The organism is Flavobacterium shii, from assembly GCF_025847235.1.
GTDB classification, from domain to species: domain Bacteria; phylum Bacteroidota; class Bacteroidia; order Flavobacteriales; family Flavobacteriaceae; genus Flavobacterium; species Flavobacterium shii.
This window is the reverse complement of sequence record NZ_JAOZEW010000006.1, coordinates 22440-40417: the sequence shown is the minus strand read 5'-3', so window position 1 is coordinate 40417 and position 17978 is coordinate 22440. Positions and strand designations below refer to the sequence as shown.

Annotated in this window: 11 protein-coding genes; 4 read left to right on the top strand and 7 right to left on the bottom strand. The window is 34.6% G+C overall.

What is annotated here, in order from left to right; all coding sequences use genetic code 11:
- Positions 1 to 97 precede the first annotated feature (97 nt).
- Entirely contained in the window at positions 98 to 1708 is a 1611-nt protein-coding gene (locus tag OIU83_RS07665) for a class I SAM-dependent methyltransferase (RefSeq protein ID WP_264205660.1), read from the top strand.
- Between the two features lie 279 nt (positions 1709 to 1987).
- Here OIU83_RS07665 and OIU83_RS07660 read toward each other — a convergent pair whose 3' ends face one another.
- Positions 1988 to 2434: a DinB family protein gene (locus OIU83_RS07660; protein ID WP_264205659.1), complete on the bottom strand. Its 447-nt coding sequence runs from the start codon at positions 2432 to 2434 to the stop codon at positions 1988 to 1990.
- Positions 2435 to 2900: 466 nt separating this feature from the next.
- Between OIU83_RS07660 and OIU83_RS07655 the strand changes: the two genes are divergently transcribed.
- Positions 2901 to 5186, top strand: coding sequence for an excinuclease ABC subunit UvrA (locus OIU83_RS07655; protein WP_264205658.1), 2286 nt, complete (start codon positions 2901 to 2903; stop codon positions 5184 to 5186).
- A gap of 372 nt (positions 5187 to 5558) precedes the next feature.
- Here OIU83_RS07655 and OIU83_RS07650 read toward each other — a convergent pair whose 3' ends face one another.
- Genes OIU83_RS07650 through OIU83_RS07640 form a run of 3 tightly spaced genes read right to left on the bottom strand, consistent with a single transcriptional unit; the run spans position 5559 to position 11124 of the window.
- The gene (locus tag OIU83_RS07650; RefSeq protein ID WP_264205657.1) at positions 5559 to 8711 is read right to left on the bottom strand and encodes an efflux RND transporter permease subunit; all 3153 of its coding nucleotides are present in this window, start codon (positions 8709 to 8711) and stop codon (positions 5559 to 5561) included.
- A gap of 22 nt (positions 8712 to 8733) precedes the next feature.
- Complete coding sequence (locus OIU83_RS07645) at positions 8734 to 9840, bottom strand: efflux RND transporter periplasmic adaptor subunit (protein ID WP_264205656.1); 1107 nt, start codon at positions 9838 to 9840, stop codon at positions 8734 to 8736.
- 12 nt (positions 9841 to 9852) lie between these two features.
- The gene (locus OIU83_RS07640; RefSeq protein WP_264205655.1) at positions 9853 to 11124 is read right to left on the bottom strand and encodes a TolC family protein; all 1272 of its coding nucleotides are present in this window, start codon (positions 11122 to 11124) and stop codon (positions 9853 to 9855) included.
- 526 nt (positions 11125 to 11650) lie between these two features.
- Here OIU83_RS07640 and fdhD point away from each other — a divergent pair.
- Both fdhD and OIU83_RS07630 read left to right on the top strand, forming a co-directional pair.
- Positions 11651 to 12523 carry a formate dehydrogenase accessory sulfurtransferase FdhD gene (gene fdhD, locus OIU83_RS07635; RefSeq protein ID WP_264205654.1) on the top strand — a complete coding sequence of 291 codons (873 nt, stop codon included), beginning with the start codon at positions 11651 to 11653 and terminating at the stop codon, positions 12521 to 12523.
- 49 nt (positions 12524 to 12572) lie between these two features.
- Positions 12573 to 14939 (top strand): FdhF/YdeP family oxidoreductase, encoded by a 2367-nt coding sequence (locus OIU83_RS07630; protein ID WP_264205653.1) that lies wholly within the window; start codon positions 12573 to 12575, stop codon positions 14937 to 14939.
- Positions 14940 to 15065: 126 nt separating this feature from the next.
- Here OIU83_RS07630 and OIU83_RS07625 read toward each other — a convergent pair whose 3' ends face one another.
- From OIU83_RS07625 to OIU83_RS07615, 3 genes are all read right to left on the bottom strand, one after another.
- Positions 15066 to 15524 (bottom strand): RNA methyltransferase, encoded by a 459-nt coding sequence (locus tag OIU83_RS07625; RefSeq protein WP_264205652.1) that lies wholly within the window; start codon positions 15522 to 15524, stop codon positions 15066 to 15068.
- Between the two features lie 172 nt (positions 15525 to 15696).
- Entirely contained in the window at positions 15697 to 17058 is a 1362-nt protein-coding gene (locus OIU83_RS07620) for a HAMP domain-containing sensor histidine kinase (protein WP_264205651.1), read from the bottom strand.
- Positions 17055 to 17744, bottom strand: coding sequence for a response regulator transcription factor (locus tag OIU83_RS07615; RefSeq protein ID WP_264205650.1), 690 nt, complete (start codon positions 17742 to 17744; stop codon positions 17055 to 17057). Before OIU83_RS07615 ends, OIU83_RS07620 begins: the two co-directional genes overlap by 4 nt.
- Positions 17745 to 17978: the final 234 nt, after the last annotated feature.

Sequence of the window (17978 nt, the reverse complement as noted above, 5' to 3'; positions counted from 1 at the left end):
TTCATTTATTTAAGATAAAAATTATTCCTAAATGCAACAGAGTGAATATAACTTATTCTTATATTGCTTATTTATTACAAATAAACATATAAGAATTATGATAGATAAAAGTAATCTCAGAAGTACTATTTTTAGGCATTTAGACGGACTTGCAACGGCTCCGGTTGCAGTTGTTTTGGAAAAAAAAGGAGTTTTAAAATACTTGTTGGAAAAAAAGAATGCTTCTCTTTCTGAGCTCACATCTAAATTTAATGCAAATGAAGGTTATCTGAATGTTGGGTTGCGAATTCTTTGCTCTCAGGGCTTTCTAAAACATCACATAAATACGGTTACGGATGAAATTAATTTTAGTCTTACTGAAAAAAGTAATATCGCTTTTTCATTGTTTTATCTATATGAAGATGTAGTTGACCTATTACATTATTCAAGTCATTTTCATCCACGAACATTTGAAGAAGAACCATTTTATAAACTCGACGTTATTTTTGAAAAATACAAAACCAATTATGGGATTATTTTTTCTAATGATAAACTAACAAATGAGGTACAACACCAGATATTAAAACATATTGAAGGTTATTTAGTTGGTCCAACATTGGTTCGTTTGGGAATGAATGGGATGTTTCATAAATATTTTATGGAAATTTCATTTCGTCCGGAAGAATTTCACAAATCGCCAGAGTTATTTAAAAAAATACTCGATTTTTTTGTGTTTCTAGGTTGGTTCAATCAAAAAAATGGAAATTATCAGTTTACCGAAACTGGTCTATTCTTTGCCAAAAGAGCTTCGGCTTATGGAGTTACGGTTTCTTATTTGCCTACATTTTCAAAAATTGAAGAATTGATATTTGGCAATCCTATGATTTTGCGAATGATTGCAGACGGAGAAGACGAGATTCATGTAGATCGAGAAATGAACGTTTGGGGAAGCGGAGGGGCTCACGACACTTATTTTAAAGTAGTTGACGAAATTTTGATTCGATTATTTAACCTTCCAATCGAAGAACAACCAAAAGGAATTCTAGATATGGGCTGTGGAAATGGCGCTTTTTTGGAACATATCTTTGACGTAATCGACAGACAAACGCTTCGCGGGAAAATGTTGGATAAATATCCATTATTTTTAGTGGGAGCCGATTATAATCAAACTGCTTTAAAAGTGACACGAGCCAATTTGATTAAAGCAGATATTTGGGCAAAAGTAATTTGGGGAGACATTGGAAGACCTGATTTATTAGCAAATGATTTGATGGAAAATTATGAGATTGATTTGAAAGAATTACTCAATGTACGTACTTTTTTAGATCACAATCGCATTTGGGAAGCACCCAAACATAAAACTAAAAACCGCGAAAGCCATTCAACTGGCGCTTTTGCCATTGAAGGAAAGCGAATTTCTAATAATGATGTTGAAGACAGTTTACTCGAACATTTACAAAAATGGTCACCATATGTAAGCAAATTTGGATTACTTTTAATTGAATTGCACACAATTAATCCTGACTTAGCAGCCAAAAACTTAGGAAAAACTAGTGTAACAGCTTATGATGCCACTCATGGTTTTTCAGATCAGTATATTGTCGAAATTGATGTATTTAATAAAATTGCTGCTGAGGCCGGTTTGTTTCCGGACAAGAAGATTTTTAGAAGATTTCCAGATTCGGATATTGCAACAGTAAGTATTAATCTTTTAAAAGGAAAAGTTTAATTTATAAAAGCATCTTTAAATTTTATTGGATAATAATTTTAGGTATGACAAAAGCAACAATTTCGCTTAATTAATTCTGATTTCATCTAAAATATCAATAGGTTTTTAGCCAATTTCTTCAAATCACTTATAAAATGGTTTGTAATGGGAACGTGCAGAATCAATGCCAGACATTACTACTTTTCACCGTCTGGCAGAAATTCTGAATGTTGAACTTAATTATTTTTCTGAAAGTTTACAATCTGAAATGACCTCATAAGAATAATGATACGCATTTTTCTAGCTATTAAACTGCCTAAGGTGATGATCGGTATGTTTATAAACTAATGTTCCTATTTGCTCTCTGGTCAATTTTCCAAAAAAAGAATGAACGATATCAGTGCATGGTGCATCTGGATATTCTTCCAGCAATGAAATCCATTTCTTTCTTTCGTTAGCTACTTCACCATGAGTTACTTTTACCTTGAGTTCGGACAGAGTAGGCACATTTTTTTTTATCGGACTTTCGTCCTGCGTAAATTCTTTTAGGGCTATTTTTCCAAACAAACGCCCTAAGAATGCTCGTTTATACCTGTTCCTCCCAAGCATCATTTCTTCATACACAGTACAATGTTTCAACATCTGATAGATGTTCATTTTTCCCCATTTGGCAGTACTACTTTCGTTAAGTGTATTGATCCGCTCGATTAAGCTTGCCCTTGTGCTGTTATCAAATATTGATTTCATCTTTTGTGAATTAGAGTTACTCCCTTTAGACACAATATTTTTATGAGCGCTTAAGGATTAAACAAATATAGTAATTGCCGCAAGGAATAAAGGGGGGATTATCGCCACTTAAAGGTGCTATTTCGGACAATTATCACTCATTTCGCTTCAATAATTTAATCTGAGTAATTACCAAATAAATCAGTTTAATTTAGCCCTTATGATGAAGAATATAGATATGTTTACCTTTTCTATAAAGTTTTTGATTTAGTATATCCATAATAGAATACAAAATAGTCTAATTGGCCACTGATTTATAGTGTAAATCGATTTCTATATTAGGTCTATTATATATTAATTGTTCAGTATTAAGAGGATTCTAAAATTACTATTTGAAACATTATACATAAACGTCTTATTTCAATTAACTTTACAAACCACATAACTAACTGATAATCAGTTTTATTTAAAATCTAAAAAGAAAGAGATGAAGGCAGAGAATATTATAATTATTGGTGCCAGAGAAAACAACCTAAAAAATGTTTCTCTGGAAATTCCTAAAAATAAGATTACTGTTTTTACCGGTGTGTCGGGTTCTGGTAAGTCGTCTTTAGTATTTGATACCATAGCAGCTGAATCTCAACGACAATTAAATGAAACATTTCCTGCCTTTATCCGCCACCGACTCCCCCATTATGGTCAGCCCGATGCCGAATCATTGAGAAATTTATCGCCGGCCATCATCATTGAACAAAAACGGATTGGTGGGAATGCCCGTTCCACGGTTGGTACAGCGACCGATATTTACACTTTGCTGCGTCTGTTATTTTCCAGAGTAGGAAACCCATTTGTGGGATACTCAGATGTATTTTCTTTTAATCATCCCAATGGCATGTGTACTAAATGCAAAGGTTTGGGTAATGTTACAGCAGTAGATCTGGAACTACTCTTCGATAAGTCTAAGTCATTAAATGAAGGCGCTATTCTCTTTCCTACCTTCGCATCCGGTAGTGCCCGTTGGAAAAGGTACACTTGCTCTGGGTTATTTGATAATGATAAGAAACTCATAAATTATACAAAGGAAGAATGGTATAATTTATTATATGCTAATCATGATGAAGTGGAATTGAGAAACCCACTTCCGTGCTGGTTTGCAAGTACTAAATACGAGGGGGTTATTCCAAAATTTGAACGGACTTATCTAACTAGGGAAACAAAGGATTTAGCTGGTAAACATAAAAGTACATTTGATCGAATTTTGACAAAATCAGTTTGTCCAGATTGTGAAGGTGGACGTCTAAACAAAAAAATACTCAGCTGTAAAATTGATGGTAATTCTATAGCCGATTTTGCAAAGATGGACATCTCCGAACTGAAGAAAGCAGTCGGGAAAATTAAAGAGATACAATCACGCACAATGGTAGCTGCCATCATTGATAGATTGAACCATATGATTGATATTGGTCTTGGTTATCTCTTTCTGGCAAGGGAGATATCTAGCCTTTCTGGTGGTGAATCACAACGCATTAAAATGGTTAAACACTTAGGAAGTAGTCTGACTGGCATGACCTATATTTTTGATGAACCAAGTATTGGACTCCACCCCAGAGATGTACATCAGCTCAATGATTTACTCTGTTTATTAAGAGATAAAGGAAATACGGTTTTGGTAGTCGAACATGATACCGATGTTATAGCCATAGCAGATCATTTGGTAGATATGGGACCAAAAGCGGGTATCTTAGGTGGTGAAATCGTATATGAGGGACCTTTAGAAGGACTTAGAAAAGCCAATACGTTAACAGGCAAATTCTGGAAGTTACAAAGAAAAATCAAAGAAAACCCAAAAATAGCAATAGACTATCTGGAGATAAAAAATGCCAGTCTCCATAACTTAAAAAATTTAAATGTAAAAATTCCTAAAGGGGTTATGACAGTCATAACTGGTGTTGCTGGCTCTGGAAAAAGTAGTTTGGCTAATGGTGTAGTAACTAAATTATATCCTGAATCTATTGTAATTAATCAATCTGCCATCATTGGTAGTAAAAGATCAAACACAGCCACCTACTCTGGGATATTTGATATAATTAGAGAATTGTTTGCAGCAGAAAACAAGGTCAGTTCTTCTTTATTCAGTAGTAATTCTGATGGAGCCTGCCCAGTTTGTAAAGGGTTGGGGGAAATTACCCTAGATTTAGCATTTATGGATCCGATTACCACGATTTGTGAAGAATGTAATGGACAACGTTTCAGAAAAGAGGTTTTGAAGTATAAATTAAAGTCTAAAAATATATATGAAGTACTAAAGCTAACTGTTGTAGAAGCTCTTGATTTTTTTATAAGTAGCCAAACCATTTATCCAATATTAAAAAAATTGGATGAAGTAGGTTTGGAATACTTAACTCTTGGGCAGCCGCTAAGTTCTTTATCCGGTGGGGAAAGGCAACGCATCAAATTAGCGCTGAACATGGAAAACAAAGGACAGATTTATATCATGGATGAACCTACTACAGGATTACATATGAGTGATGTAGACCGCTTGCTAAAAATATTTAATAAAATTATTGATCAGGGAAGCACACTTATTATTATTGAACATAATCTGGCCATCATCAGTCAGGCAGACTACATCATCGATATAGGTCCAGATGCCGGAAAAAATGGTGGTGAAATAGTTTTCTCTGGGTTGCCAAAAGACATCATTCATTGTAAAACATCTAATACAGGTCAGTATCTGAAAAAGTACATTTCTTTCAGCATATCTGCAAGGTAATTGTGTGAACTAATCAAAATAAAAAAGAGATTATTATGAGTGATATCACAAAGCGTTTTCTTGAGAATCCCCTTTTGATGCACAAAGATTTACTCCTAGCAGTAATGATTTGCAAATTATAGAACTTCTAAATTCAGGAGTTTTTATTTTTGATAAAAAATATGATTGTTAGTAAAGGGTGTAGAATCTACAGTGCAAAAGGAAGCTGTAATATCTTTTCCTGTTATGAATTCGTTTGGTAAATTAGATATTATTGAAATCCCACGTAATGAAACTGATTTGATTGCTACAAATGCACAAATGAAAAGCCCATTTCTATCGAAATGGGCTTTTTTATGGATTCATTCAGATCTTATAAGAATCTCAATTATTTTATCGTGTTGTAGGATCTTCCTTTCGGTACGCATAACCGAAGATAAGCGGAAATACCCATAAACTAAATACCATTGCACAAAGTATACCACCAATGACTACTCTGGCAAGCGGTCGCGAGCTTTCGGAACCAATTCCGTGAGAAATTGCGGCAGGAAATAGACCTATAGCAGCCATAAGTGCAGTCATCATAACGGGTCTTATCCTAGAGTGAACTCCCTGCGTGATAGCATTGTAAAGTTTATGATCTGTTTTGTCTATGTTTTCGAGATTGTGTTTAAAAATAGAGATCAGCAATACACCATCCTGAATACAAATACCAAACAATGCTATAAAACCTATCCCTGCTGAGATGCTAAAATTAGTTCCTGTAACATGCAGTGCGAGTATTCCTCCAACTATTGCAAACGGAACATTGGAAAATACGAGTGCGGCATCTTTAATATTACCAAACATCATAAATAAGAGAAAAAAGATCAATAAAAGACTTATAGGTACTACTTGAGCCAATCTTTTAGTAGCTCGCTGCTGATTTTCAAAATCACCCTGCCACTCCATTCTGTATCCTTTCTTAAGCTTTTCCAGATGAGCCACTTTTGATTGTGCTTCTGCAATTGTACTCCCCATATCACGCCCTCGTACAGAAAATTTAACTGTTGCATAGCGTTCATTAGCATCACGAAAAATAAGACAAGGCCCTGTTTTTTGTACAATATGTGCAATTTCATTTAACGCTACTTTTGCTCCACCCATTGTAGGCACCAGTAAATTCCCAATATCTTTCGGAGTACTTCGGAAAGCTTCCGGAAAACGAATTCGTATATCAAAAGTACGTATGCCTTCATATAAGGTTGATGCTGCCTGACCACCAATAGCCATTGAGATTACAGAATTGGCATCTTCAGTACTCACACCATATTTTGCCATTTTTTGCTGGTCTAATTTTATATCCAGTTCCGGTAAACCAATGCTTCTTAATACTCCAAGGTCGGTAATACCATCTACAGTCTTTAAGATTTTATAAACATCGGTAACGCGGTTTTCCATATAGTTTAGCGAATCGCCATAAACTTTTACAACAATGGAGCCCTTTACGCCCGAGATAGCTTCTTCGACATTATCACTAATGGGCTGCGAAAAATTCAGATCCGTCCCTGGAATTACAGAAAGTTTTTTATTCATACCGTTTATCAATTCTTCTTTTGATATCTTGGGTTTCCAGTCTTCCTCGGGGTATAATAAGACATCGAACTCATTGTTATAAAAACCAGCTACATCTGTACCGTCATCTGGTCGACCTGTTTGTGATACAGCAGTCTTTACCTGTGGAAACGTCATTAATATATTTCTTATCTGTTTTGATGTTGCTACAGACTCATCTAGTGAAACACTGTAGGGCAATTGCACCCTCAGCCAGATTGAGCCTTCATCAAGCTCAGGCAGGAACTCTGTTCCTAAAAAAGTAAAAGATGTTAAACCTGCAATCATGACAATACCAGCCAGAGTTACCACTTTTTCTTTGTATTTAAAGGCCTTTATAAAACCCGAATACATAAAACCTGATATTTTCTCTACAAATGGATTATGCTTTTCATGTACATTTTTATTTAATAAAAGACTTATAAGCACGGGTACGAGCGTAAGTGTTGTAATAAGTGCACCCAGTATAGCAAATCCCAGTGTATAAGCCAACGGAGAAAACAACTTTCCTTCTACCTTCTGGAATGCGAAAACCGGAAGCAAGCCTGTAATAATAATTAGCTTAGAAAAAAAGATCGCTTTTCCCAGAGTTACCCCATTACTGCGTATTATTCCAAGTTTTAATTTTTTATTAAAGCGCTCCATTCCAATCCGCTTGGCATCTGTATCGAGAAATACAAACATACCTTCGACCATGACGACTGCACCGTCTATAATGATTCCAAAATCGACTGCTCCCAACGAGAGAAGATTGGCTGACATTCCCATAAGGTGAAGACAAATAAAAGCAAACAGTAATGCCAGTGGAATTATAATAGAAACAATAAGCGTTGTTCGCCAGTTAAACATAAATAGCGATACAAGTAAAGTTACCAGAAGTATCCCCTCAATTAGATTATGCAATACGGTATGTGTTGCGTATTTAATTAGGTCTGTACGGTCGTAGTATGGTACAATTTTAGTATCTGCCGGTAATATATCATTATTGAGTTTTTCTATTTCGGTCTTAATGGCCGATACAACTTCCGCCGGATTTTCTCCTTTTCGCATCACAATAATGGCTTGTACCACATCCTCTTCATCAACTACAACTCTCTTACCGTCCTCTCGTTCAATGGCACTACCACGTCCTACCCAACCTAGTCGGGGCAAGTTTGAGATCTCTACATGAGCCACATCTTTTACCAAAACAGGTACTCCATTATTATTGGTTATAATAATGTTCCTTATCTCGTTTATGTCATTTATAAGCCCAATTCCCCTTACTGCAAATGCCTGATTGTTTTGTACAATCATATCACCACCTACGTTGATGTTGGTTTTTTGAACAGCACTAAAGACATCCAATGGGCTTATCCCAATACTGGCAAGTTTTTGCGGGTCTGCAGTTATCTCAAAAGTTTTCGTCTTACCTCCAAAAGCGGTAATATCACCAATACCTTGGATTGCTCTTAACCTACGGTCTATTACCCAGTCTTGTATTGTTTTAAGCTCGCGTACATCACGAAAACTACTCTTAAGAGTATATCTGAATATTTCTCCTGTTGGACCTACAGGAGGCTGTACAGATGGAGAAACTCCATTTGGTAATGTGGCATTGTTTAAAAGGTTCATAACCTGTTGGCGTGCTTCAGGATCTTTCACGTCATCATCAAAAATAACCTTGATGTAACTTAGCCCAAAAATAGTAGAAGATCTTAGACTTGTTTTCTTCTGCACGGGATTGAGAGCCAACTCAATAGGGATAGTTACTAGCTTTTCTACTTCTTCTGCACTTTGACCCGGCCATTGTGTTATAATATCAATCTCAGTATTGGTAACATCCGGAAATGCCTCTATCGGCATTTGTAAAAAAGTAATAATGCCCGTAACAGCCATCAAACCGGTAAGGCAGATTACCAATAATCGGTTCCTGAGAGAAAATCCTATAATATTTTTCAGTATCTTGTTCATGGATAGGTTACTGTTTAAGGCATTAATTATTTAGTGAACCATAAATAAGAATGGCTTTAGAAGCGATTAGTCTTTCCCCAGGACTTATTCCAGACTTTATATAAGTGTTTTCTCCATTTGAAGCAAGTACCTCCACCTTGCGTATATGCAGCTCTTTTTTACCAGATATGGCTATAACAAAATATTGACTCTGATCAAAAATCAAAGCATCGGTTTTTATGGTCATTGCCTGTTGCTGCTCTGTATTATAAACAGTTACCGTAGTAAACATCTCCGGTTTTAGCAAAAAGGCCAAATTATCCAATACAATCCTTATCTTCATAACTTTAGTAACAGGATCCAATACATTGTTCATCTCATTTATTTTTCCTTTAAATACTTTACCTGGATAGGTAATTGTTGTTACATCTGCATCATCTCCCTTGTGTACCTTATCAATATTTTCTTCGTAAACATTTGCTTCCACCCATACATCTTTCAAATCGGATACTACAAACATGGGTGCATTATTATCGGCTCGGATATTCATACCGTTAGTAATGTTCTTCTGAACGATAAAGCCGTTTATTGGAGCTTTTATAGTAAATACTCCATCTGTGCTATTGCCATTTATTGCAAGTATTCTTTTGGCAGCTGTAAGTGCTGCTTTTGCCTGCTGGTAGTTGGCTTGAGCTGCAGTAAGATCTACTTGCGATGCTAAGCCGCTCTTATAAAGATCCTGTTGTTGTTGCAATTGTTTATTTGCAAGAAGTAATCCTGCCTGGGCGTCTATAAGCGACGAGGAATAGTTTGCCATCTCACTACTCTTAACGATTCCTAAAGCTTCACCACTCTTAACGTAGTCACCAAGACCTTTCATCACACCTTGCACAGAACCGCTTACAAGAGGATAAATATTTTCTATCTCATCTTGATTAAAACCTACGACACCATTGAATTTTAAAGCGTTTTTAATATTGGTTACATCAACGGTATCAATTCTCAAAGTTTTAAATAGTGAATCTGAAATTACATACCCTTCCCGATTATCATCCTGATTTCCTTTAGATCCACAACCAATAAGGAGCAGACTGATAGCAATAAGACATAATGAATTAAAATTTAATGTGTTAAGGCGGTATAGCTTCATTGCTGATAATTTTTAATTAAAGAAAGAGGTACCTGTTAAGTAATTAAGCTGCTCAAACGATAAAACCCTGTTAAGCATAATATTATTTATTTGGAGTGTATTGTTTTTATATGAATCATAAAAGTCAAGAAACTCTAGCAGACTGATATTCCTTTTTTGGTAGTTTTCGAATACTGCATTGATCATCCGGTTAAAATTTGTGTTAAATTCCGGATCAATACCATCGGCAATTTTTTCAATTCTCAATGATGCCTGATAACCACTCGCCACATCATTTTCTATCCTGTTGAGTAAATCATCCAGTAATACCTGATTTTGCTTAAGGCTCAAATCTGCTTTTTTAATTTCTCCTTGGTTCCGACTAAAAAAAGGAAGATTAATATCGATACCAGCACCAAAGAAATCAGTTCCAAAACCACCTAAACGGTCATAGTTAACCGATAAAGATACATCTGGTACTGCCAATGCTTTCTGTAATTTAAGATTTACTTTGCTGTATTCGATCATACTTTTTGACAGCATGAGATCCTGGCGGTTTACTAAAGCCGAATCTAGTAACTGTACGTAAGGAACTTGGCTGGTTTTTATTCTGGGGGCTATAGTAGAAACTTGCGGAACAACATAAGTCTGCCCGGGCAATCTCAGGAATATTTTTAATTCTTTTTGTAGGGAATCAATATTTGTAAAAAGGTCATTATATTCGCCTTGAAGTGAATAAAGCTGTGACTGTATACGAATCACTTCTTTTTCGGCAATGTTGCCTTTTTTAGACTGTATGCGAAATGTGTCGAGTAAACGGGCAAGCGAACTTATCTCTTTATTGTATACACGTGCCGACTGCTGCTGGTAATAGAGATTATAGAAATCGCTTCTTAAGCTGAATTTTAGTGTTCGAAGGAGATCAAAGAACTGATGTTTAGATTGTTCAACACCCAGATTTGCCAGCTTTATATTCTTATTTCGTTTCCCAGCTGTTTGTATAAGTTGGGAAATACCAAATGTCCTTTCGGCGTATGCATTAAGGTTTGAACCGGGATCTGTTTTAGCAGCAATACCGTTAGTATAATTAAAATCTGGATTAGGAAATAATTTTGACGTAATAACCTCTGCTCCTGCAATATCTATATTATAACGCCCTGCTATAAGTTGGAGATTGTTATCTATAAACCGCTTTTCGGTTTCTTTGATGTCCAGTTTCAACGTATCTCCCACCTGCCCATAAATCTGGAAATGATTAAAAAAAGATATGAATATAAAAAACAGAATGAAATATTTCTTTACCATAAGTATTAATAAGGTTGATTAATATTCTCTATGATTTTTTTAATGAATTAAATGGTAAATTCCTAAGCGAAACCTACCATCGTAGCTACTAAATAGCGATTAACTTAATATTTACAATAATACTCTTCCTAAATATTAATTTGATTATACTAAAATTACATTTTTTTTTATAACTATATACTCTTATTTACTAAGTATTTATAAATATTTTTGTTTTGATGATTTAATCTATCATATAACAAAATTCATTTAAATCCCATATAAAGAACTTATTATAAATATTTTACACATTTAAAAAAATAGAATTAAGCTGGGCTTTAAAAAATACACCCCCTGCGTACTATAATACCCAATTGGTATATTATAAAATCCGCCACTGTAATAAGTTAACTCCTTAAAGAATTGATAATTTCCGATAATATATCAGATGTGTTAAAATCAAATAACACCAGTCAATTAATGAAAGAAAGTATATTTTCTGATTATTTTTTAATTAAATTTACGTAGCAATCTAAATTCCAATATCATGGAAATAAATTATTTGGAATTAGTTTCTATTAAACAGGTAAACGTTGAGAGAATAGATGGTACTGCAATTTCATCATTTTTAGATACCCTTTCAATAGAAGAACCTCTTGAGATTAGAATATCCTATGGCTCCAAAACAGAGAGAATCCAAAAGAATATTTCGGTCACAATGCGAACTCCGGGCAATGATGTAGAACTGGCAATTGGTTTTTTATTTACTGAAGGAATCATCAATTCTTTTGAAAATATAAAAGCCTCTTATCCTGTAAAAATGGATTGTTTGTCCCAAAAACAAAACATCGTTCAGGTTGATCTTCAGGAGAATTTTAGTCCAAATATAATGCAGACTGACAGGAATTTCTATACCACTTCCAGCTGTGGCGTGTGCGGAAAAAGTTCTATTCAATCTATAAAAACAGTGAGTCCTTTTGCGCATTTAGCCAAGTCTAACATTAGGATTAATGCGTCTCTATTTTATCAATTACCTGAAAAATTAAGAATGGCTCAAAGTGACTTTGCTTCTACTGGAGGTCTTCATGCATCGGGGCTTTTTAATATCCAAGGCGATTTGATTCTTTTAAGTGAAGATGTGGGAAGACACAATGCATTAGATAAGTTAATTGGCAAATCACTCATTAACAAATCACTGCCATTAAATGAGCATATTCTACTTCTTAGCGGAAGAGCCAGTTTTGAGTTAATACAAAAAGCCGCAATGGCTGGAATTTCTATTGTTGCTTCCATTGGCGCTCCATCAAGCCTTGCTGTAGAGCTTGCATTGGAATTTAATATTACACTTTTGGGATTTCTTAAAGAAAATAGATTTAATATATACAGTGCATCCGATCAAATCGTGATTGTAACTCATTGAAAACAAACTACTCTTAAACAGAACTCAATACAAATTAAACCATAATGTAATGAAGGAAGAGCAACAACATAAAACAGATGATTTAGCAAATAAATTGCCTGATTCGGAAAATCCATATAAGCTTTTAAATCTTAAGTTAACAAAAGTAGAAAAATGGGCTGCAGGCGTTCCCGCTGTTCTCGCTTCTATTAGCGATCTTATCGAAGACAAAACAGTTCTTAGAGGAGGTAAAGCTTTGTTTAAGATGAACCAAATGGGAGGTTTTGACTGCTCAAGTTGTGCATGGCCAGATCCAGATGATGATCGATCTCCTTTGGGTGAATATTGCGAAAATGGAGCTAAAGCTTTGGCAGAAGAAGCAACAACTAAAAAAGTTACTGTTGCTTTTTTCAAAGAAAACTCTGTATATAGTCTTTCAAAATTAGATGATTATCAAATAGGAAAAATGGGAAGGTTAACCGAGCCTATGTATTTACCAGTTGGTGGCACGCATTATCTGCCTATTAGTTGGGATGATGCTTTTGCAAAAATTGCTTCTCATTTAAATTCTCTTGAATCTCCAAATGAAGCAGCTTTTTATACTTCGGGAAGAACAAGTAATGAGGCTTCATTTCTTTATCAGCTTTTTACCAAAGAATTCGGAACCAATAATATGCCAGATTGTTCTAATATGTGTCATGAAACCTCTGGAACTGCTTTAAAAACCACAATTGGCATTGGAAAAGGAACGGTAACTTTAGAAGATTTTTATGATACGGATGTGATTGTAATAATTGGTCAGAATCCGGGAACCAATGCACCACGAATGTTGAGCGCATTAGAGAAAGGTAAAAAAAACGGAGCAAAAATTATCGCCATTAATCCTTTGCCCGAGGCGGGTTTAATGGGATTCCATAATCCGCAGACAATAAAAGGAATAATAGGTTCCGGAGAAAAACTTGCAGATCTTTTTCTTCCAATAAAAATAAATGGCGATATGGCGCTGCTAAAAGCTATTGAACTTTTGTTAATTGAATTTGAAAAGAAAAACCCGGGCGAAGTTTTTGACCACGAATTCATCAAAGACAAAACAACTGGTTATGAAATCTTTCAGAAACAATTTGAAAATTTAGATTTAGATCATCTCGCATTTCTTTCTGGTGTTTCTAAGGATTTAATCATTGAAGCTGCAGAAATGCTTGCATTTAAAAAAAGAATTATCGCCTGTTGGGGAATGGGACTTACGCAGCAGCCCAATGGAGTTGATATGATCCGGGAAATTGTCAATATTTTATTGATAAAAGGGAGTATCGGCAAACCCGGAGCTGGTGTTTGCCCAGTTCGTGGACACAGTAACGTTCAGGGAAACCGAACCATGCTAATAGATGAGAAACCTACAGAGGAACAATTAGACCGACTACAAGCCTATTTTGGCTTTAATCCTCCCAGAAATCATGGGTATGATGTAGTAGGAACTATAAAAGCAATACATGAAGAGAAAGTCAAATTTATGTTTTGCATGGGAGGTAATTTTCTGTCTGCAGCGCCCGATACAACTTATACTGCAGCCGCATTCAGGAAACTTAAGCTGTTAGTATCTGTATCTACAAAACTCAATAGAGGTCATTTAATACATGGTAAAGAAGCTATTATACTTCCTACGCTTTCCCGAAGTGATATGGATATCGTAAATAACGAAATACAAATTATCAGTACAGAAAATTCTATGGGTGTTGTACAATCATCAAAAGGTGTGCTTAAACCAATATCCAATCAATTAATAAACGAAACACAAATTGTCTGCCGTATGGCTATGGCCACACTTGGGGATAAATCGGTTATTAATTGGCAGCGCTATCATGATAGTTATGATGCCGTAAGAGAAGCTATTGAAAAATGTATTCCGGGTTTTGAAGATTACAACATCAGAGTAAGAGAAAAAGGCGGTTTTTATCTGCCAAATGCTCCTCGCCAAGGCGAATTCAATACTAAAGAATTTGGCAATCGTGCTTCGTTTACCGTAACTGAAATTCCGAATAATGAACTTGAACCAGATGAATACATGATGGCAACAACACGTACACATGACCAGTTTAACACTACTATTTATGGTCTGGATGATCGATATCGAGGTATAAAAAATGAGCGAAGAGTAATTTTTATGAATCAGAAAGACATTGATAAAGCAGGATTAAAATCTGGCGAAAAAGTAGATTTGTTTAACTATGATGATGGTATCGAAAGAATTGCTCCTTTATTCGTTATAGTTTCATATCAAATACCAGAGCGAAATACGGTAACCTACTTTCCTGAAACAAATGTTTTAGTTTCTGTAAATAATGTGGTCAAAGAAAGTAATATGCCGGCATCAAAATACGTGAAAATAAAAGTAAAAAAACATGATCCTGCTATTTATGAAAAGATAACTCGAATTTAATTTTTTTCTATTACGAATCATTAATTTGAAAAAAATGAATTATTGACAAAATATTAGACAATCCTCATAAAAAAGAACTCCGAAGTCATCTGGCATCGGAGATATAGGGATTAATACGATTTTGTTTTAAGAACGTGGTTTAGACAAGTTTCTGTCGTACATAATAATAGTTCCTGCCACGGCCACATTTAAACTTTTTTCTGATTTAAATTTTACTAAATAATGGCATTTATCCATTACTTTTTGAGATAAGCCATGATCCTCTGCTCCTAATAAATAAACACAACGTCTTGGGTGTTCAAAGGTCTCTAAATCGGAAGCTTTTTCATCTAATTCAACACCAACCAATCGCGCTCCTTTAGGTAAGTTTTCAAAAAAAGCTTCGAAATTATCATAATGAAAATAAGGAATTGCTTTTACGGCATCATGAGTATCACAGGCTTGTTTGGCATATCGATTGCCTATAGTGAATATAAAAGTAGCGCCTAAGTTTTGAGCTGATCGCCACAAAACACCCAAATTTTCAGGAGTTTTACCATTTTGTATTCCTATCCCAAAATATTCATTTATAAAGTTATCATTCATAAGGGCAAAAATACAAACTGTAAGCACATAAATCAATTTTTTATTGAGGTGAAAAGAATCAACCGAAACTTAATTAATTTGATTCTAATGAATATTATCATTAGCTCAATTGGATAGTTCATTCTCTCGTTTTTACAAAAAAGAGAGTTTGCAACTTCTTCTCTTTTTACATCTAAAACGGCAGCGTAATTGTAAATATTGTTCCTTTTCCAACAGTAGAATGAACATCTATTGTACCATTATGCAAACTAACAATTTGTTTAACAATCGATAATCCAACGCCATAACCATTTTCATAATTTTTGTTTTTCCCTCTATAGAACAAATTATAAATCTGCTCCAAATCCGTCTCGGGGATTCCAATTCCTTTATCAGAAAAAGTTAAGATAATTCTATTTGCAGCAGTATTTATATCGACATCGCAGCAATGATCTGCAGAATATTTACATGCATTTTCCATAATATTTGAAAAAGCTGACTGCAACAAATATGGATTGCCAAAATAATTATAGCAATTAGCATCCGTATCATCTAAGTTTGCGTAACTAATACCTATCTTATATTTTACGTCTTTCTTGTTTAATAAATTTAATTTGGCATCAACAAGAACTTCATCGATTCGAATATTTGACATCTTTATTTGTGATCTGTCATAATTTGCATGAGCAAAATTAAGAAGTGCAGTCGAAAGCTCAGAGACATGATTTGCTTCTTCCAGAGCATTGTCTAATGATGCTTTATAATCATCGATGGTCTGATTAAGCTCTTTTCCAAGTTCAATTTCGGCAATTAAAATAGAGAGTGGCGTACGGAATTCGTGAGATATTGTTGTTACAAAATTTCGGTGGTTATTAAAGGATTTCTCCAACCTGTTAAATGTTGTATTAAAAGTTTGAGTAAGCTCGTAAAGTTCATCCTTCGCCTTTGGAACTATTATACGCTTATTAAGGTTATGCTCAGATATGTCCCTGATTTGAAAAATAATATCTTTTAAAGGCTTTAATGTATAGTAGGAAAATCCAAAACCTATTATAAATATCAACACTATAGAAATAAAATAAACATAAAGCAGGTTCTCTTTAAAAGCACTTATATGGCTTAGACCAGTTACATCTATTGCCCTGCCTACTATGTAAAATTCTCTGTTACTATCTGTGTATAAAATACCCCGGTATTGGTATTTATCATCAGACCAGTTAATTGATCTATTCTTTTTTATAGACTTTAATATCTTTTCGTTGCCAAGCGGCGGCATATTATCCGAAAAATAAAGATTAAAGTTGCTATCGTAAACACTTATATCTGCCTCATTAAGGACTTTCTTATTTTTTATATGCAGAAATCTAATAAGATTTTTATTGATCTGAGCATCAAATATAAACTCTGCACGCCATGTTATTTTATAATCAAGACGATCAAAAAATTCATCTTTCCTGTTTTTTTCAGATACAAAATATACGCTGTAAGCAAAAACCAAAAGGATAAAGGCAGTTAAAATTGCATAAGCAAGAGCTGTTCGGGTTACTAATTTCATATTTTACTGCTTAAAATAAATCCCATACCTACTTTGGTATGAATTAGTTTTTGTTCGAAACCTTTATCTATTTTTTTACGCAGATATGCAATATATACATCAATATAATTGGTGCCTGTATCAAAATTATTACCCCAGACATTATCAGCTATTTCATCACGAGTAAGAAGTCTTTCGGGATTCTGCATCATAAAGTGCAGTAAGTTAAACTCTTTTGGAGTAAGATTAATAGTGAGTCCTTGCCTATAGATAACCTTGGTACGTTTATCCATAACAAGATCGTCATAGGTTATTTGAGAGGTCTCCTCAAAAGTGTTAACCGAATCATGCTTGCGTTGAAGTAAAGCTTTAACCCTGGCATAAAGTTCACGGATTTCAAAAGGTTTTACCAGATAATCATCTGCACCAGCATCAAAACCTTCAATCTTTTCATCGATAGTCCCTAATGCTGTAAGCATAATGATTGGGATTTTTTCTCCAGAATTACGGATTTTTTTACAGAATGTAATCCCATCCATTCCTGCCAGCATGATATCTGTAATAATCAACTCAAAATCAATTTTCTCGAAAAGTATAAGCCCTTCTTCTGCCTCTTCTGCAATATATACCTGATATCCCTGACTTTCTAACCCTCGTTTAAGCAATGCAGAAACCCGGCTGTTATCTTCAACTATTAAGATCTTCATCTGTAACTATTCCTTTTTAAAATCTGGATCAAATTTACAACAATATTTCCTTTTTCTACAAGGCAACTAGCTGCGCTCTTGTTAAACAAAAACAAAAATTAACTGATTTTCAATTACTTAAACTCAAAACAACAGATTCTCTAATAACATTCTAAAGCCTTTCTAATACTTTTCTAATAACCCGAAGACTATGACGAATCTACCTTTGCCATGTCAAAAACAAGTAGTGATCAC